Here is a 25,749-nt window from a genome sequence, read left to right as displayed (position 1 = left end):
GAAAAATAATGCTGGCTGAATGATTGACCGTGGCTATTATAAATACTGATACCCTCGTTATTTGACATGCGCTATAGTGTCATTTAACGAGGGTTTTTTGTTTGCGCGTTATCTACTGCTTCACTTACTATTACTTTAAAGGAGTCTTTTATGAATATGGATTTTGCAACATCACTGCTTATCACCAAAAAAATAGCGGTTCAAAAAACATCAATAGCCACTGCTATCTCTTCGATTGTCGCAGGCACTTTACTTGCCGCAACTTCAGCCCATGCTGCGCCTGAAATAACCATTAATCAATCAGCTAGCGGCAGCACAACTGTGGTTGAGCAGTACTCTGATGGTAACACCGCGACTATCACTGCAACACCTAATGGCATCACCATGCAGGACGGCATGCCTTACGCTGTGACTCAAGTAACAACGACCCCAAGCTATGTTGTTCGTCAGAGTGCTAACGATACTATCATTTCTCAAGCCAGCACCACCGTCACTAGTGTGCCTGTGAACAATCAGGGGACTAACGCCGTCACCAAAGTGAACGTTATCACCACACCACTCAATAACGTAAAGCAAGTCCTGCCTGTCGCGTCTGCTACTCAATTGCCAGTGATGAATGCATCAACTGCCATTCAAGTTATGACCAGCTCATCGACGCTTAATCAATCCACGCTTAACCAATCAGCGATTAGCCCAACCTTTACCGATCAAACAGCTAATACGGTTTCTTTAGAGACCCTACAACTGACCCCAAGCTTTAGTAAGCCTGATATCGTCAATGCACAAACTAAGGTCATGAAAATATTAAAGAATAAGGAAGGACGTGAGATAGCCGTACCTGCCAATCATATTGCTCAAGGTGATATTATTGAGTACCACACCACTTATACCAATACTACCGCGCAACCAGTGAACGGTATCAATGCAATGGTGTCATTACCAAGTGGCATTCAATTGGTATCGCTGAACAGTCTATTGCCAACCCTTGCAACCACGGATGGCAACAGCTATCAGGTGATTCAACCAATGAGTAATACGGCAGCGACACAAGTGAGCTACTCTGGTCTTAAATGGGACTTAGTCAATCTAGATGCCAGTGCCACCCAGACTGTAGTAATACGCGCTAAGGTTCAATAAAAACTAGGGCGTGGTTGTTTAATAAATTTTATGAGGTCTTGTGGGCTACATCTCTAGCCAGCAAGACCTTTTTTTAAATTGCCAAGTTTTTAATCATTGAGGAATAAAAATAATGAGCGTACTGTCCATTAAAATACTATTATTCCTCATTGTTCCCGTGGGCATATTTATAGTATTCAAAGCAATAAAACTGCTTATAAATGCATTCATTGGCGACGTATTGCTAGCGCTACCCTACCATGATAACGTTGGCAATTTCACTGTCTCGAAATCCGGTGTTTATTCCATTTGGCACAAAGGCCCTGTGTTTAAAAAAACGCCACTGGCTCAGTTCCGACCTCATATCTCAAGTACAGCTACTGGCAAAGAGATTAAGCTTAATCCCTCAATACTATCTCCACGCTCAAATAACTTTGCCACTGGTAGAATGGAGCTGTTCACCTTTCGGGCGGAAGCTGACCATTACAAGTTGAAGCTAGTATCAGGGTCAAGCACCTCAAGACTGCAAGCAACTCTAGGAAATGCCATACCTTTGGCAGATATTGATTTAAGCCTCTATTCTATCGAGGTTAAAGAAAGCCAATCACAGATACTAACGATACTGGCTATTCCCCTCCTATTGCTTGGTATTTTGGGTATTGTCGGTAGCTTGGTAGCTGGATTACTGGCCGAGCAATTTTTTGTATAAACTATAGCCAATCTCAATATAGACGTACTAGAAGCTAGAATTTCATCTAAAAAATTATCTCAAAATACACATATGTAAGCGACAGCCGTTGTCGTTTATCTTCTTTATTTTAGCTATAATTACAATGACTTAACGCTATTTTTGTTAAAATAGTCTTTCATTAATGCATTGGTAAATACCGCTTATGGCAACCATTAATTATGAACGACTACAGGGCAAACTCAACATCTTAGCGGACGCTGCTAAGTATGACGTCTCTTGCTCTTCCTCTGCTGGTACACGCAAGAACCAAGGCGGCGGTCTCGGTGATGCCTCAGCGACAGGTATCTGCCATAGCTATACCGAAGATGGCCGCTGTGTCAGTCTACTCAAAATCCTGCTGACCAATCATTGTATTTATGATTGTGCTTACTGTACCTCACGCAAAAGCAATGACACGCCACGTGCTGCCTTTAGTGTCGAAGAAGTCGTCGATTTGACCATGCAGTTTTATCGCCGTAACTATATCGAAGGGCTGTTTCTCAGCTCTGGTATCTTCAAAAGTGGCGACTATACGATGGAGCGATTGGTCGAGGTCGCTAAACTACTGCGTACCCGTGAGCGCTTCAACGGTTACATCCATCTGAAAACCATACCCGGTGCCTCAAAAGAGCTACTGCTAGAAGCCGGACTATATGCTGATCGCTTAAGCGTTAATATTGAAATTCCGACCAAATCAGGATTAGCATTACTTGCGCCAGAAAAATCACATGAGCAATTAAAAGCGCCCATGGAGACGGTAAAAGAAGAAATTATCACCATTCGTGAGAGTCGTAAAACCCATAAAAAAGCGCCGAAATTCACGCCAGCGGGTCAGACCAGCCAGATGATTGTGGGCGCCAGTAATGAGACCGATTTGCAGGTTATTCAGCTATCGAGTCACTTTTATAAAACGTATGACCTCAAGCGTGTTTACTACTCTGGCTACGTACCCATGCTATCTGATAATCGCTTACCAGCGATTGGTACGCCAGTGCCTATGGTGCGTGAAAACCGCCTTTATCAGGCAGATTGGTTAATGCGTTTTTATGGTTTTGGCGCGCATGAAATCGTTGAGCCGGATTCGCCATTTTTAGATTTGGACTGTGACCCAAAACTGGCGTGGGCGATACGCCATCGTGAGCACTTCCCTGTCAATATTCAAACTGCAACGTACGAGATGATTGTTCGTATACCTGGTATCGGTACCAAAACAGCTAAAAAGATAGTGAAAGCTCGTAAGTTTAATCAGCTGACCTTATATCATCTCAAAAAGATGGGCGCAGCCGTCAACCGTGCCAAATACTTCATCGCAACGACAGGTAAAAATGAGCATCTTGCCCATTTAACCCGTGATAACTTCCGTCAGTATGTGCTGGCACAGACGCAAACCAAGTATAAGGACCAACGCAACGGGCAGTTGGCATTATTTTAAATGTGCGAGTAAAGTTTATTCGTAAAATTCATTTTTAAAATAAGCCACTACACGTCAACTGTTTTCTGAGGGCAGCTAATGTCAGTACTTGTTCAAAACAAAACTTACTCTGTCGGTCAAGTAACGCCTAGCATTGTGCTTTATGAGCCAAGTTTTGAAGGTTGGCTTAGTGCGGTCTATCACGCCTATGAGTATAAACTACAACACGATTCCGCATTACAGCTCATAGCGCAAGATTGCTATGTACCCTCATTGATTGCTCAAGCAACCAGTGTGGCAACTGATGAAGACAAGGCCGAGCGTGTCCTCACAAAACTGAATAAGCTATTGGGGCGCTCAGGTATGCGCAATATGCTTTGGGGATTTTTATCAGAAAAAGACAATATCGGCACCACTTTATTTCAGGTGGTCAAATATGCCATCGACTACCCTAACCGATCTATCATGCAAGATTTAGGTAATTTAGACGTTCTTGAATTGGTGCAGACAGTCAAATCTGTGGGTCGTGAAAAGCACCGAATGGAGGCATTTGTGCGTTTTGAGCATACCACTGATGATATATATTTTGCGCGAGTGGAGCCTGATTTTAATGTATTGCCATTGATTGGTGAGCATTTCCGTCAGCGCTATCAAGACCAGCATTGGGCCATTTATGATATCAGTCGCGGATTTGGGATTTATTATGACAAAAGCCAAAGCACACCGTCACGCCCTGCCGCACTGCAAACCATTACTGACCTTGATGATGTGGTACTGCGTAATCCTGCCAGTATCCATAGCGAGGACGAACAGCGTTACCAGAAGTTTTGGCAAGGCTACTTTACTAACGTCAATATCAAGGAACGTAAAAACCCACGCTTGCACAAGCAGTACTTACCGCAGCGCTATTGGAAGTATTTGAGCGAAAAACAAGTACTGCCTAACGCTGAGCATCTACAAAAACGTCGATAAGCGTTTTCAGCGTTGTATCTATGGCAGACTTATTCATCGCTCTAAAAAACAAACGCTTTAACTTTACCTTGATGGTTGAGTTTTTACCGCTTTTAACTGACAATAGCAACTTGATATTACTAACCTGTGATCGACGCTATTATGAAAGTTATGCGCTTACTGTCGTCTTTGAAGCATGATGAATCCGAGCGCGGTATTTTTCATCTTGGGCGCGCATTGGTCAAAAATGGACACACCTCTATCATCGTCTCAAGCGCCGATGAAGACAATGATCTAGTCAGACGCCTCAAACGCGACGGCAATAACTATCACCAGTTGCAAATGAATAAAAAGTCTTGGCTATCATTACTCCAAGTTGCGCCACTGCGCCATTTGATTGAAAAGTACGAACCTGATGTGATTCATGCGCACTCGCGTACCCCCGCATGGATTGTTCATTTAGCCTTACGCCGTGCACGTGTGAAACGCATGCCTAAACTGGTCTCGACCATGTATGGCTTTTACCCTATTAATAGATACTCACAAGCACTGCTCAATGTCGACACGCTGATTACCGTCTCTGACAGTGTCACCAATTATCTAAAACATCGCCTACGCCGTGAAGATACTGCACCAAAAATTATCAAACGTATCTACCGAGGTATCGATACTCGCCGCTATCCCTATCGGCACAATCCCTCAGTCTATTGGCTACGCCACACCTTTGCAGAATATCCAGAGCTTGAACATAAAAAGTGGCTGATATTTCCAACCATTATTGGCAATGAATATGGTCAAGAGTGGTTAATCGATATTTTGGGGAATCTACAAGAGCAGTTCCCTAACATCCACGTCATCATTATGGATGATGACTATAAAGATGGTGACGTGGCACATGAGGATTTTCGTCAACGTACCAATACCTTAGGTCTGGCGGAGCGCATCACTTATGTGGGTAGCAAACGCAATGACATGCGTGAATGGTTGTCAGCAGCAAATATCGTGATGGCACTGGCTAATGAGCCTGAGTCTATTGGGATCAATGCGCTGCAAGCGATTCACTTAGGCACCCCCGTTATTGGCTGGGATCAAGCGGCCTTTAGCGAAATTCTACAACCGCTCTATCCGCAAGGTCTGGTCAAAAAATACAATGCGACGTCCCTCTGTAAAGCGGTTAGAAACCAGTTAGAAAGCGTGACTCGTCCGGAGATGACGAACAAATTCACGATGCGTGAGATGATTGAGGAAACCCTCAATGTTTATCAAAATCTGAGTGATATGGCGCTGGCAGAAGAGCAAGCTGAAGCCGATGCAGCAGCAGTAAGAAGAATTAAGAAGTATTTGAAACCCACTGCCAATACCACAAATAATAAAGCCAAAATTTATGATGCTAGGGCAAAACAGAACGATGCGCTTGCCAATACAGAACCTACTAAAAAAAGGCTTTCTGAAGCACCCAACCTCTCAAAAGAGACCGATACTTAGAAAGCCTATTATGAATATTCAGCTATCTACTGACTGTGCGCCTGTAAATAGTTCCGTGCCCGTTCTTACCAGCCGCCACCCTTTTAATCAATATGTCGCTGGGGTATGCGCGCTGACAATGCGAGTGATGGCATTGCTTGGATTGATAAAAGTATGTGGATGACAGGTTTTAATCACGTAGCTATCGCCTTCATTTAACAGGTAGGTAGTGTCGTCAATACGAATGATAATCTTGCCTTCGATGACTGTACCAATCTCCTCACCTTCATGAGAAATCCTATCTTCAGTCGAACTGTTCGGCTGATAAACCTCAATCAAAAACCCTAAATTCTTGATCGGACTGCCATTGAATACTTGTTTGATGGAGACCCGACTGTTTGGCTCACTAATCTCTATGAGGTCTTTTGGCGTAACGACGACTCTGTCCTTACGCTCCTTCCACTCGTCACTAAAAAAGGTATTCAGGTCAGAGTCGAGCACCTGCAAGATTGCTTTTAGCGTGTTGACAGCAGGGCTAACCTTATTACGCTCGATAGCACTGATTGAGGTGTTGGTCAGTCCTGCCAGTCTCGCCAGTTTACGCTGTGAGAACCCTTTAGTAAGGCGTAATTGATTGATTTTTTTACCGATATTCTCTTCTGGCTTTTCAACCGATTCAGACACCTCTTGTTCTTCAACAGAGGTTGCCTCATCATTGTCTGGGATATCATTATCAGGATTTTTTTTGACTGGCATAGTGAATAAATTCCGTAAATAAAAATTTGGAAAAACCATCTTGTGCATAATTCAGCTCAGGATGCCATTGTACACCAATCATAAACGGATGTTCTATTAAGCTAATCGCCTCTACCAATCCATCACGTGCCAGCGCTTCTACAAACAAACCCTCACCCACTTTATTGATGGCTTGCTTGTGTAACGAGTTAACGTGCCACTCGTCACCAAATGCTGCAAGTTTCCCCTCAGGCTGGATAATGACGTCATGTACTGGCTGATATTGCACTTCGAGCGGCTGGGTATTGTCCTCTAAATGCTGCTCATAGAATCCTTCTACTTCACGCCAATCTGGGTGTAGCGTCCCATTGAAATGCACATTCATCTCTTGCAAGCCTCGGCACACTGCTAGTAAAGGTGTGCCAGATTCGGCTGAATAAGCCAGTAGTTTGAAACTAAGTTCATCACGATTTAAATCCTGCTTTTCTTCTACGTGCGATGCGCCGTAACGCATCGGCGCGACATTACTATAACTCCCTGTCAATACGATACCATCTGCCAACGCAACCAATGCATCGAAATTCTCGCTGTCAGCAGCCGTATAGGGAAGCAATATCGGATTGCCACCATAATGCTGGATAGCATCGATGTATTTTTGATATACCGCTTGGGCTGGCTGGCCGTCCACCATTTTGTGACACGAGACAATAGCGATGATAGGTCTAGAGGTAGGCATGTGATTTTCCCTAAATGTGATATCTGTACCTAGATGTCCAGATACTGCGGTATTTAACTTAACTAAAATTTATCATAACTACCTAGTAAATGTAAACTATAAACTTCATTGTTGATTAAATTGGTTTATATGAGTTATATAAATTACTTTTAGATAATTATAAATAAATATTGACAACTATAACCTTCATCCATATATTAAAAGACATCTTTATGACAAAGAACAATTTTTATACATTTAGAAAGTTGATAGACAGTATCCCGAAATACGTTAAGTGCTTCATATCGTGAACAAAATCAGCAAGGCCAACCCAAATATTTCAAAAACTGACATGGATGAACAACATGACGACGACCAACGGAACCATCACATCTGCAAGTAAAACTGAATATGTATATGTTGCAGCAGGTGATATTAACGGCTTACTTCGCGGTAAACGTATTCCATTTAACCAAATGGACAAAGCACAAGCTGGTGGCATCCGATTGCCTCTATCTATTTTAGGTGTCGATATTTGGGGTGCAGACGTCATCGAGTCCTCTCAATGTAATGGTGATATTGATGCCATTGCTCGTCCTACAGGTCGTGCCGCTTATCCCCTTCTGAATACTAGTGCAGCCTCATCGCTATTACCTGTTTGGCTTTATACCGAAGACAATGAACCGTATTACGGTGATGCCAGACACGTTTTGGACTACATCAGCAAAAAATTCAAAGCGCTTGGTTTGACGCCAGTGATGGCTACTGAGCTTGAGTTTTATTTGGTGGACTACACAGAAGGCGAGACACCAAAACCACCTATTCGTCCGAAAAGCGGTCTGAGATTAAACAAAACCTCTATTCTAAGCATCAATGATTTATTACAGTTTGATGAGTTTTTAGACGAAGTTTATGCTCAGTGTGAGAAACTCGATATTCCTGTTGATGCGGCATTAGCGGAGAATGGCTGTGGTCAGTTTGAGATCAACCTACTACATGTCGATGATCCGTTAAAAGCCGCCGATGATGCCATCTTATTCAAACAAGTGGTCAAAGCGGTCGCTGCTCGTCGTAAGCTCACTGCTACCTTTATGGCAAAACCGTTTGGTCTACAGTCAGGTAATGGCTTCCATGTACATTGCAGCTTATTAGATAAAGATGGCAACAATGTCTTTGATGATGGCTCAACGGAAGGCTCAGATATATTACGTCATGCCGTCGCCGGGCTATTGAAGACCATGTCAGATTGCACGTTATTATTTGCACCACATGTCAACTCTTATCGCCGTTTTGCACCAGGCACATTGGCACCGAACAATGTGTCATGGGGTTATGAAAACCGCACAGCAGCCGTACGTATCCCAGGTGGTGATCCAAAAGCGCGCCGTATTGAGCATCGCGTCTCTGGCGCTGATGCCAACCCTTATCTCGTCTGTAGTGCGGTACTGGCAGGTATGCTGTATGGTATCGAAAACAAACTGGAAGCACCTGAACCAATCAATAGCATTACTTATAATGAAGAAGACCTCAAAACCTTACCGTTAGATTGGCTCTCAGCCATTCGTCAGTTTGAAAACAGCGACGTCATTGATGCCTTATTCCCAAGCGAAATGATTGAACTGCTGATTGCGGTTAAAAAACAAGAAGCCAAACGCTTCTCTCAGCAAGTCACCAATCTTGAATACCTCACCTATTTACAGGATGTCTAATATGTCAAATAGCAAACCGTCTAATAACACGCGTAATATCCCGCATTATTCAGATAAAGGACAGTATCCTGATAGCTACTATGCTGCCAGTCGCAATCCTAAACCAGATAGACCAACGCTAGAAAATGACATTCATGTAGAGATTTGCGTGGTCGGTGGTGGCTATAGCGGTCTATCTACAGCGCTGCATCTCATGGAGACAGATCATGAAGTGGTCGTGCTAGAAGGCGCACAAATTGGTTGGGGTGCATCGGGTCGCAATGGTGGTCAGATTGTCAATGGTCTGAATGCCAGCTTAGAAAAAATCAAAAGCTCTTATGGTCAACAAAACGCTGATTTTGTCGGTCAGCTAGTAACACGCGGTGGCAAAATCATTCGTCGACTAATCCAAGATTACGACATCAGCTGCGATTTGAAAGAAAAGAACATCTTTGCCGCCTTAAACAACGGGCAATTAAGAGATCTACAAAAAACGCATGCACTGTGGGAAAGCCACGGCATGCATGATCGCGAAATGCTAGACAAATACGGTATGCAAGAGCATATCAAGTCAGAGGCATATGTAGGCGGGGTTATCGATCACTCAGGTGGACATTTTCATCCACTAAACCTTGCGCTTGGTGAAGCAGCGGCCATTGAATCACGTGGCGGCACTATTTATGAAAATACCTTAGTCGTTGATGTTGAGTATGCTGACGACCACATCAAGGTCATCACTGAGTTTGGTACGGTCACTTGTAAGCAAGCTGTTATGTGCGGAAATGCGTACTTAAACAAAGTCATTCCTAAGCTGACTGACCGAGTCATGCCCGTATCGACACAAATTATCGCCACCGAACCATTAGGTGACTTAGCAGATAGGCTGCTTCCAACTGACGTCTGTGTCGAAGATGTCCGCTATATCCTTGATTACTATCGTCTGTCAGCAGATAAGCGTATGTTGTTTGGTGGTGGTACGGTCTACGGTGGTCAAGATCCTTCTGATATCACTGCCAAAATCAGACCCAACATGAATAAGATTTTTCCAGAACTGCGTGATGTAAAAATCGACTATGCATGGAGTGGTAATTTTGCCTTGTCTTTTTCACGCGTGCCGCAGATGGGTAAGCTACATGATCGCGTGTATTTCGCCCATGGTTATAGTGGTCACGGCATAACCGGGTCGCATTTGTTTGGACAGATATTAGCGGATGCCATCAACGGCAACACCAAAGAGTTTGACACCTTTGCGAAAATTCCATGGATTCCTTTCCCTGGTGGTCGCGCACTACGAGTGCCTTACTCTATGATGGGATCATGGTGGTACGCGCTAAAGGACACGACTGGCTTATAAGTACTAATAATGGCTTCGACGCACTGCAGGATTATGCAGTACAACGAAGCCATTAATGTAATGGATTGTTATTACTATCTCAATAGGAAGTCCACTCGCACTTCCTATCGATCATTACCCTAAAAACAGGATCTTCTCTATATAAGCCATAATGTCATACTAGGAGCGTAACCATGAACATGAAACTCAATGATGCCGTTGAAGGACAGTATCATAACAAGCGAGTTTTTCTCACTGTCGTAGTGGGAATAGCTATCTATCTTGCCTTTGTCTGGTTATCATCCACCCGCGATGCATCAGAGTCTTGGGGCATACTATCCCTACTACCCACCATGCTAGTCCTCATCATTGCTATTATCTCTAGACGCCCCTTTGAGTCAATGATGGCAGGCTGTGTTGCTGGCCTCGTGATGCTCAATCCATTCGATTTAGTCTCTCCATTTGCAGACAACATCTCGGCCGTACTCGGTAACGAAACCATTATTTGGATTGTTCTGGTTTGTGGTCTCATGGGTGGTCTTATCCAATTGCTTGAAGTTAGTGGTTGTTTAGATGGCTTTAGCGAATGGCTCAAAAGAATCATTAAATCACGCCGACAATCACTACTCGCGACCTTTGCCTTGGGTGTTGTGGTATTCATTGATGATTACCTAAACTGTTTGGCTGTTTCTACTTCAGTCAAAAAACTCACAGATACTTATGGTGTATCGCGTGAAAAGCTTGCTTATATTGTCGATTCTACCGCTGCACCAATGTGTGTGATCGTTCCTATCTCTACATGGGCAGTTTACTTTTCAGGCCTGTTAGAAGAAAACGGCGTGGCAGCAGACGGCGCTGGTATGTCGCTTTATATCAGCTCTATTCCATTCATGGCTTACGCTTGGTTTGCATTACTTATCGTATTTTTAGTGGCCTACGGTATCATCGGTGACTGGGGCCCAATGAAACGTGCAGAGAAACGCGCGAAAGAAGGTAACCCTGTTCCAGAAGACTTTATCGATGAGCAGTTGGTTTCAAATGTTAAAGCCAAACGTACGTTATCATTCAAAGCCAATATTTTTAACTTTGCATTCCCAATGATATTGCTTATCGTGTCAACTATTTACTTTGAAGTGGATTTATTAAGAGGCGCATTGCTTACCTGTTTTGTGACCGTTATGGTCTATTGGGCACAAGGTCTTTTGAGCTTTGAGACCCAAGTAGAATCAATTTTTACAGGCTTCAAAGTCATGTTATACCCATTGTCGACGGTTATTGGTGGTTTCTTTTTGAAAGCCATTAACGACGAGCTTGGTATGACCATGTATGTGATTGACGCTATCTCACCGCATATGACGATTATTATCTTCCCTGCTGTCATTTTCGCTGTTATGGCCTTCTTAACCTTTGCCACTTCATCAAGCTGGGGACTATATGTCCTTGCCATGCCGATTGTATTTCCAGTAGCTGCAGCGCTAGGTGTTAGTACGCCATTGGTTATCGGTGCTTTGTTATCAGCGTCTTCATTTGGTAGTCATGCTTGTTTCTTTAGTGACTCATCATTATTAGCAGCACAAGGTGCCGGTTGTTCGCCCATGCAACATGCCTTCACACAGTTCCCTTACGCGATGCTTGGTGCTGTGTTGTCGGTTGCTACCTTCTTAGGACTTGGTTTTATGATGGCTTAACGCTAGATAGTGAGTAAAGAAGCTGCTACTGCTACTCTCACTGCTAAATAACTTCTTAACCACAATACGGTTTAAATACATCACTATTTAAGCCGTTACTATGACCAAACCTTACTTTTATGACGCTTTATTTTATTCATACAAAAGACAAATTATAATCAAGGAGCTACACCATGCGATCCGTTACTGTCGCCACCACTCAAATAGCCTGCACTTGGGACAAACAAGAAAATATCGAAAAAGCCACAGCCTTAGTCACTGAAGCTGCGAAAGCTGGTGCCAATATTATCTTGCTACAAGAGTTATTCGAAACCCCTTATTTCTGCCAAGTGCATGATTTTGAATATTTCAACTTGGCTACCGAAGTCGAGCACAATACAGCCATCAATCATTTCAAAGAACTGGCAAAGTCGCTTGAAGTGGTACTGCCTATTAGCTTTTATGAAAAGTCAGGCAATTCGATGTTTAATAGTGTGACCATCATCGATGCTGACGGCGAAATACTGGGCACCTACCGTAAGACGCACATTCCAGATGGTATCCCTTACGCAGAGAAATTCTACTTTACGCCTGGTGACACGGGATTTAAAGTTTGGAACACTAAGTACGGCAAAATCGGTGTGGGTATTTGCTGGGATCAGTGGTTCCCTGAATGCGCTCGCAGTATGGCTCTCATGGGTGCAGAGATGCTGCTATATCCAACTGCCATTGGTGATGAGCCAACCCTAAACATCAACTCAACGGGCCACTGGCAGCGCTGTATGCAGGGTCATTCTGCGGCTAACCTTATGCCTGTTATCGCCTCCAACCGTATTGGAGAAGAAACCATCAGCCAAAATGCTACTGACAGCACCATGCAATTTTATGGCAGCTCTTTTATCACTGATGGACGCGGTGAGATAATACAAGAAGCCTCAATCGATAAAAGTGAATTTATCATGGCCACCTTTGATCTGGATGAACTGGCGGAACAGCGTCGTCAATGGGGCGTCTTCCGTGACCGTCGCCCCTCAATGTATGGCACATTGCTCACGCACGGCTAACCCACTTCCCCTATTTTTATAACCGCTTGAGTGCGATAAGGTGACTTTATGTCCAAATTACTGACAGGTTCGACCCCCAAACAAGACGGCTTTTATATGCCTGCAGAATTTGCACCTATGCAAAAAGTCTGGATGGTATGGCCGTATCGAGAAGATAATTGGCGACAGAAAGCCGTCCCTGCACAAGCAGCATATGCAGATGTTGCTACTGCCATCAGACAGTTCAGTGAGGTTGGCGTTTTGGTCAATGCTAATGACTTTGATGCTTGTCGTGCGCAACTGCCCGATAATATCGATGTGATAACCATGCCAAGCAATGATGCGTGGGCGCGCGATATCGTACCTACCTTTTTGGTGAATGATGCCGGTGAATTGCGTGCGTGCGATTGGACGTTTAATGCATGGGGCGGCGATTATGATGGCCTTTATACGCCTTGGGATGACGATGACAAGCTCGCCGAGAGACTGTGCGAACATTTAGATATTGAGCGCTATCGTACCGACAGCTTCGTGCTAGAAGGCGGCGCCTTTCATGTCGATGGCGAAGGTACAGTATTGACCACCCGTATGTGCTTGCTAAGTCCTGGGCGCAACCCTCACTTAAACGAAGCGCAAATTGAAGACATGCTGAAATCACATCTAAATGTTGAAAAAGTACTGTGGATTGATGACGGTATTGACCCAGATGAAACCACTGGGCACATCGATGATATTGCCTGCTTTGCCCGTCCTGGTGAAGTGGTCTGTTTATTTACTGATGATACTGAGCATCCATTCTATGAAGCCACTCAAAAGGCGTATCAGCAGCTCTCAGAGATGACTGATGCCAAAGGTCGGCAGTTAAAAGTGCATAAGCTGTGCTGTACCAAGCAATCTGTAACCTTGCCTGACAATGCTGATATTATTCAGTCAGAAGATGCCAAGTCTCGTAATACGGACGATATTTGTATCGCCTCTTATGCTAACTTTCTTATTTGTAACGGCGGTGTCATTGTGCCGCAATATGATGATATTAATGACAGTTTAGCGATTGAACAGCTTGAAAAAATCTTCCCTCAGCATCAGGTAGTTGGAGTACGAACGAAAGAGATTGTGTTTGGCGGCGGCAATATCCACTGTATTACTCAGCAGCAGCCTATCGCCAACGCGCAATAACGAGATTTATGTATTTTATACATGGCTTTCTAAATATAAAATTTTAAACATAACCAAAAATAAAATGTAAACAAAAGGACTTTTTATGAGCGATTATCAAGTAAACAACCCAGCCACAGGCGAACTCGAAGCCACCTACCCTACGGCAACCGAACAAGATATCCAACAAGTGATTGAGCAAGCGGACACAGCTTATCAAAGCTGGCGTCATGTTCCACTAAGTGAACGCAGTGCGCTACTCCATAAAGTCGCGGATATCTATCTTGACCGTCAAGAAGAGCTAGCACGTATCGTCGCCAATGAGATGGGTAAACCAGTCGCTCAAGCAAAAGGTGAGATTGGTCTGGTCGCTGACATCTATCGCTATTATGCAGACAATGCTGAGCAACTATTAGCCCCTAACACCATCGACGTTGATACAGGAACAGCTTCTGTAGAAAAACGCCCTGTAGGCGCACTACTAGGCATCATGCCTTGGAACTATCCACATTATCAAGTAGCTCGCTTCGTCGCGCCAAACGCCATGGCGGGTAACACTATTATTCTAAAGCATGCACCGCAGTGCCCTAAGACAGCCGAAATTATCGTCGATATCATGAAAGACGCAGGCATGCCTGATGGTGTTTATAACAATATCTTTGCGACCAACGAGCAGTCAGCGACCATCATCAATGATACCCGCGTACAAGGTGTTTCATTGACGGGTTCTGAGCGTGCAGGTCAAGCGGTTGCAAAAGAAGCTGGCGGCGCACTCAAAAAAGTTGTCTTAGAACTTGGTGGTTCTGATGCCTTTATCGTTACCGCTGATGCAGACATCAAAAAAGCCGTACAGGGAGCCATCTCAGGTCGTTTTGGTAATGTCGGACAGGCCTGTAATGCGGCTAAGCGTTTAATTATCGTCGATGACGTGTATGATCAATTCGTTCAAGCATTCACTGATAACGTACGTGCCATGACATTGGCAGACCCATTAGAGGAGCAGACGTTTATGGGACCAATGTCTTCTAAAGCGGCTGCTGATGGTCTTCAAAAGCAGCTAGATAGCGCCATTCAAGCAGGTGCTACTGTTTTAGTAGAAGGCGGCATAGTAAAAGATAAGCCAGGTGCTTGGTTTGCGCCAGCTGTACTAACGGATGTGACGGAATCAATGGATGTCTATCGTCAAGAGCTATTTGGCCCTGTCGCCGTCATCTATAAAGCTCGTGATGTCGATCATGCCATCCAAATCGCTAACGATGTGCCATTTGGTCTTGGTGCTTCTATCCAGACTCAAAGTCCAGAACTTGCTGCAGAAATCGCAGAGAAATTAGAAGTGGGCATGGTGACTATCAACTCTCCATCTGGTAGTGAAGCCAATACACCATTCGGTGGTGTTAAACGCTCAGGTTTCGGTCGCGAGTTAGGCACGCTAGGTATTACTGAATTCTTAAACTATAAGCTGATTCGTAATAAAGCTGGTGCATAGAATAAATGTATTAATCTAAACATTCTATTCCTGTCCTAAAACAGAAAAAGCCTAACATTGATGTTAGGCTTTTTTAATGGATATTTTAAATAGACTTACTTTTTAGGTGGGTTGTCTTTCAACCACAGCTGATTCACGATTTTTAATTCGCGCAACTCTTCTGCCATGATGGCTTCACTTTTGCCAGGGTACTTAATGGTTGCATAACCATATAGCGCCACACCCAACACCGTCCAACCAAAGAAAATCCACCACTCGATAGCGGTAAGCGCAGACGGCATACCTGGCATGTATAGTGCCAATAAGCCAAAGCTTAGTGCAATCGTTATCATACCCACCAGTTTACCTGCAGGTATCTTGAATGGACGTACCATATCAGGCTCACGGTAGCGCAGTACTAAGAAAGAGATAGCAACACAAGTATAAGCAATGACGATACCAAAACCACCAGCATCAACAATCCAAACCAGCATTTTGCGACCAAATAATGGCGCGAGCGTGGCTAAACCACCAATCAATAAAATCGCATTAACAGGTGTGTTATATTTTGGATGTAATTTGCTTAAAAATGCTGGCAACATATGCGCTTTTGACATCGCATACAGTAGACGACTACCACCAATCAAGAACGCATTCCAGCTTGATAAAATACCCAATACGCCACCGATAACCAGTAGGATACCTGCCCATTTACCATGCCACGCATTGGTCATTGCATCAGCGGTCGCCAACGTAGAGTTTTCTGCTTGAATCAATGGCAATGTGGTACCGACACTCCAGGCCACTGCGATGTACCAAAGTACTGCAATCGTTATTGATACGATTAGGAATTTGCCGATATTAGGACGGGTTAAATCAATCTCTTCAGCTGCCTGTGGAATCACATCAAAGCCGACGAACATAAAGGGAACCATCACGATAACTGCCATCACACCAGCAGCACCACCGATAAACGCTGGGGCTTGTATCGCAGTCGATGTCGCAGGATTATATAATGCCGCACCAATGAACAGTAATATACCGACAAACAAGATCCCTACAACCGCTGTTTTTTGGAACCATGCACTGACTTCCATGCCTCGTATATTCAGCCATGTCACAATCACTGACCCCAGCATCCCCACACCAACCCAAGTGGCATAGACATCCCAGCCTGCGATCGTCCAGAGGTAACCTTGGTTATAATTGGGAATAAAATACTCAACGACCGTCGGCAAGGCGACGGCCTCAAATGCGACGACAGAGAAATAACCAAATAGAATACTCCATGAGCAGATAAATGAGACATTCACCCCTAACGCACGGTGGGTATAAGTATGCTCACCGCCCGTGATAGGCATTGATGAAGCGAGCTCAGCATAAGTCACACCAATCAGTATCACTGCCAAACCACCCAATAAAAACGCTAACATCGCGCCCCACGTACCAGCAGATAAAATCCAGCCGCCAGCCAGTACTACCCAACCCCAACCTACCATAGCACCAAATGCTAAGGCTATAATATCAAACATCCCCAGCGATTTTTTTAGTCCAGACATAACTTACTCCTTGTCTATGTGTCACCCAGATTAAATCGTCAAAGTTAATCTGGCTTTAGTGTATTCGGGCATAGCCCATTATCGTTATTTTCCGTACTTACCAATTTATAGGACGAACCTATAAATTGATTTCAATCGCTTTATTGAATTACTGTGTTAGCACCACTCCTTAATAAGGATATAAATAACCGTAAAATAGAAGATAAAAAACAGTAGGCAAAAAAATAACAGCGTCTTGTCGTGCAAGGCGCTGTTACTTATTAAAAACTCAGAGTGGACACTCTAAGGGCAGCCTTGCCATTGCTTTTAAATCACTGCCTTTAAAACATTGCTGTTCAAATTAAGCAGTTAATATGCTGCCAATGATATCAAGGCCTTCTTGTAAGATTTCATCTTCAACCGTCAATGGCACCATTACGCGGATCGCATTGCCATACATACCACAAGACGCTAGTAACAGGCCTTGCTCAAAAGATTTCTGTTTAAGGTTGGCAGTGGCAGCAGCATCTGGCTTGCCTTCGCTATCAACCAAATCAAATGCTAGCATGGCACCTTTATAACGAATGTTGCCAATGCTGCTTAGATTCAAGCCTTTCAAGAATGCAGCAATGGTATCGCCAATCACGACACTACGCTCAAGCAAGTTTTCTTCTTCAATCACTTCTATGACAGCCAATGCTGCCGCCAATGCAATCGGGCTACCAGAATACGTACCACCCAAACCACCTACTTGCGGTGCATCCATAATATCGGCACGACCAATAACTGCTGATACAGGATAGCCACCAGCCAAACTCTTGGCCGTGGTCATCAAGTCTGGTTCAACACCTAACTGCTCGCCTGCAAACAAAGTACCTGTTCTGGCGAATCCGCACTGTACTTCATCAAAAATCAAGACAATGCCATGCTCATCACAAATCTCACGTAACGCTTTGGCAAATGATGGGGTTACTTGATGGAAACCACCCTCGCCTTGAATAGGCTCAATAATCATTGCCGCTACTTCGCTTGGATCGATGTCGGCTTGGAAAATCATATCAAGGCTATGCAGTGCTTGTGCTTCTGTGATGTTTAACTCTTCAGCAGGGAACAATGCATGGAAGACAGGACCAGGCATTGGGCCAAAGTTCTTTTTGTATGGCAATACTTTACCAGTTAAGCTCATGCACATCATGGTGCGACCATGCCAGCCACCAACGAAAGAGATGATGCCTGGGCGACGGGTTTTCGCACGAGCGATCTTAATGCAGTTTTCGACAGCTTCAGCACCAGTGGTCAAAAACAATGCTTTGGTCGGACCGCTGATAGGTGCTTTTTCACACAGTTTTTCTGCAAGATCGACGTAGCTTTCATAGCTAACAATTTGTGCAGCAGTGTGCGTGAATTTGTCGACTTGCTCATGCACACGTTGGGTAATCTTTGGATGACTATGACCAGTATTTAATACCGAGATACCACCAATAAAATCAATATAACGATTGCCTTCAACGTCCCAAATCTCTGAGTTTTTTGCTCTTTCGGCAAAGATAGGAAACGCGATACCAAGGCCGGTAGGTAAAACAGCTTTACGGCGGGCAAGTAATGCTTCGTTAGTGGTTTGGGTGTTCGTGGTCATCAGAATGTCCTTTTTTCATGTGGTGTTGGTTGTATTAAATTCATTACTGTCGATATCATTGTGATTGGTACTAGTACCATCACAATGGCTACCATTAAAATGGGTATTACATTTTAGCGATCGTTATATAGTCGATTCAATTTAGTGGAATGACTATATTAGCTAACGTCAGAACACCAGTACTTGGTTACTACGTAATCTTCTATGCCGTATTTTGAGCCTTCGCGACCAAAGCCTGATTGCTTCACACCACCAAATGGAGCCACTTCGGTAGAGATCAGACCAGTGTTATGACCGATAATGCCGTACTCTAGGCCTTCCGTCACACGCCATGAACGAGCATAATCACTACTGTAGAAATAAGCCGCTAAGCCATAGATAGTGTCATTAGCAGCACGAATAACTTCTGCTTCGTCTTTAAACGTAAAGATGGTAGCGATAGGGCCAAAAATTTCCTCAGAAGCGATATCCATATCACTACTGATATCCGTGATAACGGTCGGATTATATGCCAGCTCTGAGGCACTGTTAGTGCTACCGCCAGTGATGAGATTTGCACCTTTATCTAATGCATCTTTAAGTAGCGCTTGTACTTTATCTAGGGCTTTTTTATTGATGAGAGGTCCAATATCGACGCCTTCATCCATGCCGTTACCGACGTTTAGCGCGGCGACTTTTTTGACAAAGATGTCTAAAAACTCATCTTTGATACTGTCTTGGACATAGACACGGTTGGCACAAACACAAGTCTGACCAGCATTGCGATATTTAGACGCAATAAGACCTGTTGCTGCTTTTTCAAGATCCGCATCATCAAAGACGATAAACGGCGCATTACCACCCAGCTCTAACGACAGTTTTTTGATGGTTGGTGCACACTGAGCCATCAACGTACGACCTACTTCTGTAGAACCTGTAAACGACAGCTTATGAATACGTGCATCACCCGTTAGGATTTCACCAATCACCGAAGATTTGCCAGTCACTACCTGTATAACCCCTGCTGGAATACCCGCTTCTTCTGCTAATGCACCCAGTGCCAAGGCAGAGAATGGCGTTTCAGTCGCAGGTTTGATAATAATCGTACAGCCAGCTGCCAATGCAGGGGCTGCTTTACGGGTGATCATCGCTGCTGGAAAGTTCCAAGGCGTAATAGCGGCGCAAACACCGACTGGCTGTTTGAGCACGACATGGCGTAACTGTGTGCTATTGGCAGGAATTACGTCGCCATAGACACGCTTACCTTCTTCTGCAAACCAGCGAATGAAGCTATTAGCATAGCCAATTTCGCCGCGTGATTCAGTCAAAGGCTTACCTTGCTCAGCCGTCATAATGATAGCGAGATCTTCTTTATGGGCATCGATGAGGTCTGCCCATTTTTGCAAAAGCTCTGAACGCTCTTTTGCAGTCTTGGCTGCCCACGCAATTTGCGCTTCATGAGAATAAGCAACAGCGCCATTAACATCTTCGGTGGTAAGGCTTGGCACTGTGCCAATGAGGTCACCATTAAATGGATTATTCACATCGAGGGTTTCTTGATCACTAGCACCATGCCACCCATCTTTAACCAAGCACTGTTGTTTGAGTAGATCTGGATTGGATAATTTTATATTTGCTGTGGGCTTTGTCATAGTAATGCTCCTTGTCGGCAAGCTCATTGCCAATTTATAACTTTTAATAAGATGACCACTTGATAGAGGAGTAAAACAGTTATTGATAAACTATCTATTGTTCAATATACTGTACAACAATTCCATATGTGAGACATCATTATAGGAATGATACGAGACACTTTGCAACCCTTATTCCTTTTTTAATTGAAATTTTTGCTATTATCCTAATTACGTCTCCCTTACTTTACTTTTTTGGTCACTTTATGAGCACAACTGCCGTTCCAGCCTTGGACAAAACGTTTCAGATTTTAGATTTAATTACTGACAGCCCTCAACCATTGACTGCTGCTCATATTGCTAAGCAGCTTGAACTGCCTCGCAGCTCTACCCACAATATTTTGCAAAGTCTGCTGACCAAACATGTCATTTATAAAGATGTTGATAACCGCTTTCATCTGGGCTCATATCTCATGTACTGGGCTGGCAAATACGAGCAGCAACAAGGGGTCATACAGTTATTCAAAGACCTTATCGTGCAATATCCTGTGCTACTCCAACATACAGTTACCTTGTCAAAATTGGACTTGGGCGAAGTGGTATTTTTGGCCTGTCATGAATCACCTGCCCCGCTCGGCTTCACCTTTCGTGCTGGTGTGCGCGTGCCAGCCGTGTTTTCTGCCACGGGCAAAGCCATGCTATCCACCTTGACGACGGACAGTATTCATTCGTTGTACGAAGGCGTATTTCCTACGCCAATCACTCAAAATGGGGTCGATAACTTTGAGCATTTGGCTGATGAGCTTGACGATATTCATGAAAGTCGCATTTCACTAGATGACGGCCAACTACGTGACGGCATGTACTGCTTGGGCACCTATATTCGTAATGCATCAGGTATCGCGATTGCTGGTATGGCGGTAAGTTTTTTGCAAGGAGAGTATGAGATTAGACGCGAGGAAGTGAGTGCGGTATTGATTGAATTGGCTGAACAAATTGAGCAGCGTTTGGGGTTTATTGCTAATTCATAGAGCATAAATGCAGGGTCTGTTACGACAAATCCTGCAATCGATTTACTTTAATTTTAACTCTACTGAGCTTTCAGTTGGATTGATTGTGTCAGCTAGCTATTACTGCTATCTTCTGCAACAAGCCCCGATAAAAATGCTTGCAGATTATCATTGAGCTTTTGAATATAGTAGCCACCCTCTACCAAGACAATCAATGGCTTGTTTAAAGCAATCATCTTTTGCGCCAATATTTTAAAGCCTTCCGTACTCACGGCACATTTCGCTTCTGGGTCATTTTCATAAACATCAAAGCCCAATACATGAACGATAACATCAGGGTCAAATAGCGTCATCGCCTCGATAGACTTATCAATATATTCGAAAAATCCAGTTTCATCGGTGCCGTGCGGCATTGGGAAGTTGATATTATAGCCTTCACCCTCGCCGACACCTTTCTCAAATGCGTGCCCTGTCACTGCTGGATAGAAGTTAACGGGATCGCCGTGTACTGAAGTATAAAGCACATCTTTACGATCGTAGAATATTTCCTGAATACCTTGTCCATGATGCATATCAGTGTCGATAATGGCGATTTTTTTGTATTTCTGGCGTAAATGTTCAGCGATGATGGCAGCATTGTTCAGATAACAAAACCCGCCAGCTGCACTCTTACGTGCATGATGTCCAGGTGGCCGTGAAAAGCAAAGCTGTATATGACTGTCGGCACGCTCGATGTCTGATGCCTCATCATTTAACAGGGCTTCAGCTGCGTTGAGTGCCGTTTGCGCAGACCAATAAATAGAGGTCCAAGAGTGCTCACTGATTGGCGCACTATCATCTGCCTGATACTTTGCCGCTTTGGCCATGATGCCAATACCAGGATTGTCATAAGGCACAAAAATTCCCGTTTGCACCTGCGCACCCAGATCTTCCTCCACTGCCATCCAGTCATCATAGCCATTTTGGAGAAACTCAACATAACCAAAATCGTGAACTGCTAGTACTGGTCCGATGCCAATGTCAGTCGCTGCCGTCACTTTTAAACCTAACGCTGCTGGTGCTTTCAAAAACTCAACCATACGCTCTGGCACCTCTAACGGCTCATGCATCTTTCCGTAAGAAAAATATGGCAGCGGTCTGTGCAGACTTAGGTTCTTATGACTATATATTTTCATATTTAACACTCCATTGTTTGCAATAAATTTTGTCTTTAATTTTAAGGTCTGTTGAACATTGAACATTGAACCGTGGCACTGAAAGAGGTTATTAATAAATATGAGTAATAAAGATAGGTGATAAAAAAAATTTAAAACTATTACCTCATATTCATATTTACAATGAGTTGGGCATTAGCGAACGATGGCCAACTCTTCATTTACCATTTATAGCCAAAAAAAACTGTTCAATATACTGAATTAAAATTCTATATATAAAATTCATTATAGGAATGATAAGCGACACTTTGCAACTCTTAATTATTCGCATTATGCTTACAATGGTTTTTAAGGTGTAGGAAATATATTTTTGTACTAGGGCGTGTTGAACATTCATAAATAGGCACTGCTGAAGACTAAAACTGTTCCAGACAAGGCGTGAAATAATGGTAATGCGCATGCCTTAACAAAGTTTAAGGCACAGTATGAGATAGTTTTAGTATCAGCTCGCAGAGACAGGACTATTTTTTGCCATTTCATTGTTAAAAATAGACACTTAGAATGACTAAACAATCCCATCGGCTTTTAGCTTAGCAATCATCTCACTGTCATAGCCTAGATCAGCGAGTGTGCTATCAGTATGTTCGCTTAACTGCGGTGGCGGCGTACGATACGTGACTGGTGATGCGGACAATTTGATAGGATTGCCGAGTGCTCTGACTGGACTCCCTTGCTCGGTGAAATTAACAATCATATTCCTTGCTTGCGCTTGCGGCATGGCCAAAGCTTCAGCCACGTTATGAATCGCACCGCATGGAATACCTGCTTGATCCAACACTTCTAGCCAGTAGGTGCGTGGTTGCTCAGAAAATTTCTTGCTCAGCTCATCACACAGTAGTACACGATTGGTCACACGTGCTGGATTGGTCGTAAAACGATCATCCATATGCCAATCGACTGCGAGCACGGTGCAAAGTTTGGCAAACTGACTGTCATTACCACACGCTAAGATAAAATGCTGCTCGCCCTCGCCAGAAAATACTTGATAGGGCACGATATTAGGATGCTGATTACCTAATCTGGGTGGCACTTTACCTGATGCTAAATGATTCATACCGACGTTAGCGAGCATAGCCAGTGCACTATCGAGCAATGCCACATCGACGTGTTGTCCAAGTCCAGTACGATTACGCGCCACCAGTGCCGCTTGAATACCAATCGTCAGATGCAAACCTGCAAACAAATCAACCACTGCGACGCCAACTTTATGCGGTTCACCATCACTCGGCCCTGTGATGCTCATCAGCCCTGACAACCCTTGAATAATATAATCATAACCAGGCCGCGCGGCATCGGGACCAGTCTGACCAAACCCTGTCAATGATGCATAAATCAGCCGCGGATTGTCTTGTTTTAGACTGTCATAATCTAAACCGTATTTTTTCAGACCGCCGACTTTAAAGTTTTCGACCAAGATATCACTCTCAGCAATCAATTGCTTGATAATGGTCTGTCCTGCTGGCGTAGTGATATCTACTGTGAGCGACTTTTTATTGCGATTAATAGTGGCGTAATAAGCGGAGGTGTCATCGCTGAATGTTGGCGGTGCCCAATGACGCGTTTCATCACCGATATGCGGACGCTCAACCTTGATGACTTCGGCACCAAGATCAGCAAGTACTTGTGTACAAGAAGGACCCGCCAGCACTCTCGATAAATCGAGCACCTTGATACCATGCAATGCGCCCTTTGGCATATTAGCCATATCAATCATAATAATCCCTTATTGTGTCGCGTATTTTTTGATTTTTTAATCATAAAATTGTTCTTCATCATGCAGCCATCTAACCGTTAAATCATGAAGAACAACTGAAAAACGTACGCTACTGTTAATGCTCTTTTTATCAAAAAGCTAAGCAGCAACGTACGTTAGGGCATGTTCCAAATCTGAATATTTAACTTAAAATCAGTTTAAAAGAATGCTTGAATGCCAGTCTGTGCACGTCCTAGGATAAGCGCATGAATATCATGTGTACCCTCGTAAGTGTTGACGGCTTCCAAGTTCATCACGTGACGGATGATATGGAATTCGTCAGAGATACCATTACCGCCATGCATATCACGAGCGATACGAGCGATATCCAGTGCCTTGCCACAGTTATTACGTTTAATAAGTGAAATCATCTCAGGCGCTGCGTTGTCTTCATCCATCAGACGACCCACGCGTAGCGCCGCTTGTAGACCTAACGTGATTTCAGTCTGCATATTGGCAAGCTTCAACTGCACGAGCTGCGTTGCCGCTAGCGGACGACCAAACTGCTTACGATCGAGCGTGTATTGACGGGCGGCTTTCCAGCAGAATTCAGCCGCACCCATCGAACCCCAAGCGATACCATAACGGGCTTTGTTCAAGCAGCCAAATGGTCCTTTTAGACCACGGATATCTGGGAAAGCATTGGCTTCAGGGACGAATACTTTGTCCATGACAATCTCACCTGTGACTGATGCACGTAGTGAGAATTTGCCTTCGATTTTCGGTGCTGATAACCCTTTCATGCCTTTGTCTAAAACAAAACCTCGAATCTCGCCAGCATCATCTTTGGCCCACACGACAAACACGTCAGCGATAGGACTATTGGTGATCCACATCTTATTGCCCGTCAACTCATAACCGCCATCCACAGCGCGCGCACGAGTAGACATTGATGAAGGATCTGACCCAGAGTCTGGCTCAGTCAGACCGAAACAGCCGACATACTCACCTGTGGCAAGCTTTGGCAAATACTTTTCTCTTTGCTCTTCTGTGCCATACGCCCAAATAGGATGCATAACCAAGCTTGACTGTACGCTCATCGCTGAACGATAACCCGAATCAACAGCTTCCACTTCCTTAGCAATCAGACCATAGGCAACACTTGATAGACCTGCACAACCATAGCCCTCAATCGTGACACCAAGCAGACCCATCTCACCCATTTGACGCATGATATTACGATCGAAATTCTCATTGCGATTGGCCTCGATAATGCCAGGCATTAGCTCTTTTTGAAAAAATTGACGCGCGCTGTCTGTGACCATGCGTTCTTCTTCAGTGAGCTGGTCACGTAATAAGAAAGGATCTTCCCAATCAAAGCGTGGGCTAGTAGATGTTGCCATGTGGATCTCCTTGGTATCAGTCATCCTGACTGACGAATTGTGATTAATAGATAGGTTTAGATAATAGGCTATTGACTTCATAATTCCGCTGTGCAAAACTTAGTTTCATAATTTAAAACCATTTAAGCAAACTTTCGCTGCGCTGTAAACCTTTATCAAAAAAAGATGAGTA

At 44.0% G+C, this 25,749-nt stretch carries 21 protein-coding genes; 13 read left to right on the top strand and 8 right to left on the bottom strand.

Going from position 1 to position 25,749, the window contains the following annotated elements:
• Positions 1-150: 150 nt before the first annotated feature.
• The 6 genes from IPZ60_RS08175 to IPZ60_RS08150 all read left to right on the top strand — a co-directional run bounded on the left by IPZ60_RS08175 (position 151) and on the right by IPZ60_RS08150 (position 5,693).
• The gene (locus IPZ60_RS08175) at positions 151-1,137 is read left to right on the top strand and encodes a hypothetical protein (protein WP_227669287.1); all 987 of its coding nucleotides are present in this window, start codon (positions 151-153) and stop codon (positions 1,135-1,137) included.
• Between the two features lie 112 nt (positions 1,138-1,249).
• Positions 1,250-1,825: a hypothetical protein gene (locus IPZ60_RS08170; protein ID WP_194197310.1), complete on the top strand. Its 576-nt coding sequence runs from the start codon at positions 1,250-1,252 to the stop codon at positions 1,823-1,825.
• 184 nt (positions 1,826-2,009) lie between these two features.
• Positions 2,010-3,278 carry a putative DNA modification/repair radical SAM protein gene (locus IPZ60_RS08165; RefSeq protein ID WP_194197309.1) on the top strand — a complete coding sequence of 423 codons (1,269 nt, stop codon included), beginning with the start codon at positions 2,010-2,012 and terminating at the stop codon, positions 3,276-3,278.
• A 78-nt stretch (positions 3,279-3,356) separates the two neighbouring features.
• The gene (locus tag IPZ60_RS08160; protein WP_194197308.1) at positions 3,357-4,229 is read left to right on the top strand and encodes a TIGR03915 family putative DNA repair protein; all 873 of its coding nucleotides are present in this window, start codon (positions 3,357-3,359) and stop codon (positions 4,227-4,229) included.
• A 20-nt stretch (positions 4,230-4,249) separates the two neighbouring features.
• A complete protein-coding gene (locus IPZ60_RS08155; RefSeq protein WP_194197307.1) occupies positions 4,250-4,408 on the top strand; it encodes a hypothetical protein in 159 nt (52 codons plus the stop codon).
• On the top strand, positions 4,371-5,693 hold the full coding sequence (locus tag IPZ60_RS08150; RefSeq protein ID WP_194197306.1) for a glycosyltransferase: 1,323 nt from the start codon (positions 4,371-4,373) through the stop codon (positions 5,691-5,693). Before IPZ60_RS08155 ends, IPZ60_RS08150 begins: the two co-directional genes overlap by 38 nt.
• An 87-nt stretch (positions 5,694-5,780) precedes the next feature.
• Here the strand turns inward: IPZ60_RS08150 and IPZ60_RS08145 are convergent, their stop codons facing one another.
• The gene (locus IPZ60_RS08145; protein WP_227669286.1) at positions 5,781-6,428 is read right to left on the bottom strand and encodes a cupin domain-containing protein; all 648 of its coding nucleotides are present in this window, start codon (positions 6,426-6,428) and stop codon (positions 5,781-5,783) included.
• Complete coding sequence (locus tag IPZ60_RS08140) at positions 6,406-7,143, bottom strand: gamma-glutamyl-gamma-aminobutyrate hydrolase family protein (RefSeq protein WP_194197304.1); 738 nt, start codon at positions 7,141-7,143, stop codon at positions 6,406-6,408. Before IPZ60_RS08140 ends, IPZ60_RS08145 begins: the two co-directional genes overlap by 23 nt.
• A 344-nt stretch (positions 7,144-7,487) precedes the next feature.
• Here IPZ60_RS08140 and IPZ60_RS08135 point away from each other — a divergent pair, with 344 nt between their 5' ends.
• The 6 genes from IPZ60_RS08135 (at position 7,488) to IPZ60_RS08110 (ending at position 15,494) form a co-directional block, all read left to right on the top strand.
• Positions 7,488-8,831 carry a glutamine synthetase family protein gene (locus IPZ60_RS08135; protein WP_194197303.1) on the top strand — a complete coding sequence of 448 codons (1,344 nt, stop codon included), beginning with the start codon at positions 7,488-7,490 and terminating at the stop codon, positions 8,829-8,831.
• A gap of 1 nt (position 8,832) precedes the next feature.
• On the top strand, positions 8,833-10,164 hold the full coding sequence (locus tag IPZ60_RS08130; RefSeq protein WP_227669285.1) for an FAD-binding oxidoreductase: 1,332 nt from the start codon (positions 8,833-8,835) through the stop codon (positions 10,162-10,164).
• A 173-nt stretch (positions 10,165-10,337) separates the two neighbouring features.
• Positions 10,338-11,831, top strand: a complete 1,494-nt coding sequence (locus IPZ60_RS08125) for a Na+/H+ antiporter NhaC family protein (protein WP_194197301.1) — start codon at positions 10,338-10,340, stop codon at positions 11,829-11,831.
• 173 nt (positions 11,832-12,004) lie between these two features.
• Positions 12,005-12,874 carry an N-carbamoylputrescine amidase gene (aguB, locus tag IPZ60_RS08120; RefSeq protein WP_194197300.1) on the top strand — a complete coding sequence of 290 codons (870 nt, stop codon included), beginning with the start codon at positions 12,005-12,007 and terminating at the stop codon, positions 12,872-12,874.
• A 48-nt stretch (positions 12,875-12,922) separates the two neighbouring features.
• Entirely contained in the window at positions 12,923-14,029 is a 1,107-nt protein-coding gene (gene aguA, locus IPZ60_RS08115) for an agmatine deiminase (protein ID WP_194197299.1), read from the top strand.
• 85 nt (positions 14,030-14,114) lie between these two features.
• Positions 14,115-15,494 carry an NAD-dependent succinate-semialdehyde dehydrogenase gene (locus IPZ60_RS08110; RefSeq protein ID WP_194197298.1) on the top strand — a complete coding sequence of 460 codons (1,380 nt, stop codon included), beginning with the start codon at positions 14,115-14,117 and terminating at the stop codon, positions 15,492-15,494.
• Positions 15,495-15,589: 95 nt separating this feature from the next.
• Here IPZ60_RS08110 and IPZ60_RS08105 read toward each other — a convergent pair whose 3' ends face one another.
• The 3 genes from IPZ60_RS08105 to IPZ60_RS08095 form a co-directional block, all read right to left on the bottom strand.
• A complete protein-coding gene (locus IPZ60_RS08105) occupies positions 15,590-17,032 on the bottom strand; it encodes an APC family permease (protein ID WP_194197297.1) in 1,443 nt (480 codons plus the stop codon).
• Positions 17,033-17,372: 340 nt separating this feature from the next.
• Positions 17,373-18,647, bottom strand: a complete 1,275-nt coding sequence (gabT, locus tag IPZ60_RS08100; RefSeq protein ID WP_194197296.1) for a 4-aminobutyrate--2-oxoglutarate transaminase — start codon at positions 18,645-18,647, stop codon at positions 17,373-17,375.
• A 158-nt stretch (positions 18,648-18,805) separates the two neighbouring features.
• On the bottom strand, positions 18,806-20,305 hold the full coding sequence (locus IPZ60_RS08095; RefSeq protein WP_194197383.1) for an NAD-dependent succinate-semialdehyde dehydrogenase: 1,500 nt from the start codon (positions 20,303-20,305) through the stop codon (positions 18,806-18,808).
• A 218-nt stretch (positions 20,306-20,523) separates the two neighbouring features.
• On the opposite strand from IPZ60_RS08095, the gene IPZ60_RS08090 reads away from it, so the two are divergent.
• Complete coding sequence (locus tag IPZ60_RS08090) at positions 20,524-21,288, top strand: IclR family transcriptional regulator (RefSeq protein ID WP_194197295.1); 765 nt, start codon at positions 20,524-20,526, stop codon at positions 21,286-21,288.
• Positions 21,289-21,380: 92 nt separating this feature from the next.
• On the opposite strand, the gene IPZ60_RS08085 is transcribed toward IPZ60_RS08090, so the two are convergent.
• From IPZ60_RS08085 to IPZ60_RS08075, 3 genes are all read right to left on the bottom strand, one after another.
• Positions 21,381-22,442 carry a histone deacetylase family protein gene (locus IPZ60_RS08085; RefSeq protein ID WP_194197294.1) on the bottom strand — a complete coding sequence of 354 codons (1,062 nt, stop codon included), beginning with the start codon at positions 22,440-22,442 and terminating at the stop codon, positions 21,381-21,383.
• A gap of 544 nt (positions 22,443-22,986) precedes the next feature.
• Complete coding sequence (locus IPZ60_RS08080; RefSeq protein ID WP_227669284.1) at positions 22,987-24,195, bottom strand: CaiB/BaiF CoA-transferase family protein; 1,209 nt, start codon at positions 24,193-24,195, stop codon at positions 22,987-22,989.
• A 197-nt stretch (positions 24,196-24,392) separates the two neighbouring features.
• Positions 24,393-25,577, bottom strand: a complete 1,185-nt coding sequence (locus tag IPZ60_RS08075; RefSeq protein ID WP_102091151.1) for an acyl-CoA dehydrogenase — start codon at positions 25,575-25,577, stop codon at positions 24,393-24,395.
• Between the last annotated feature and the right edge of the window lie 172 nt (positions 25,578-25,749).

It is taken from the genome of Psychrobacter sp. NG25 (assembly GCF_015234355.1).
Lineage (GTDB): Bacteria > Pseudomonadota > Gammaproteobacteria > Pseudomonadales > Moraxellaceae > Psychrobacter.
This window is presented reverse-complemented; position numbering and strand designations above follow the sequence as displayed.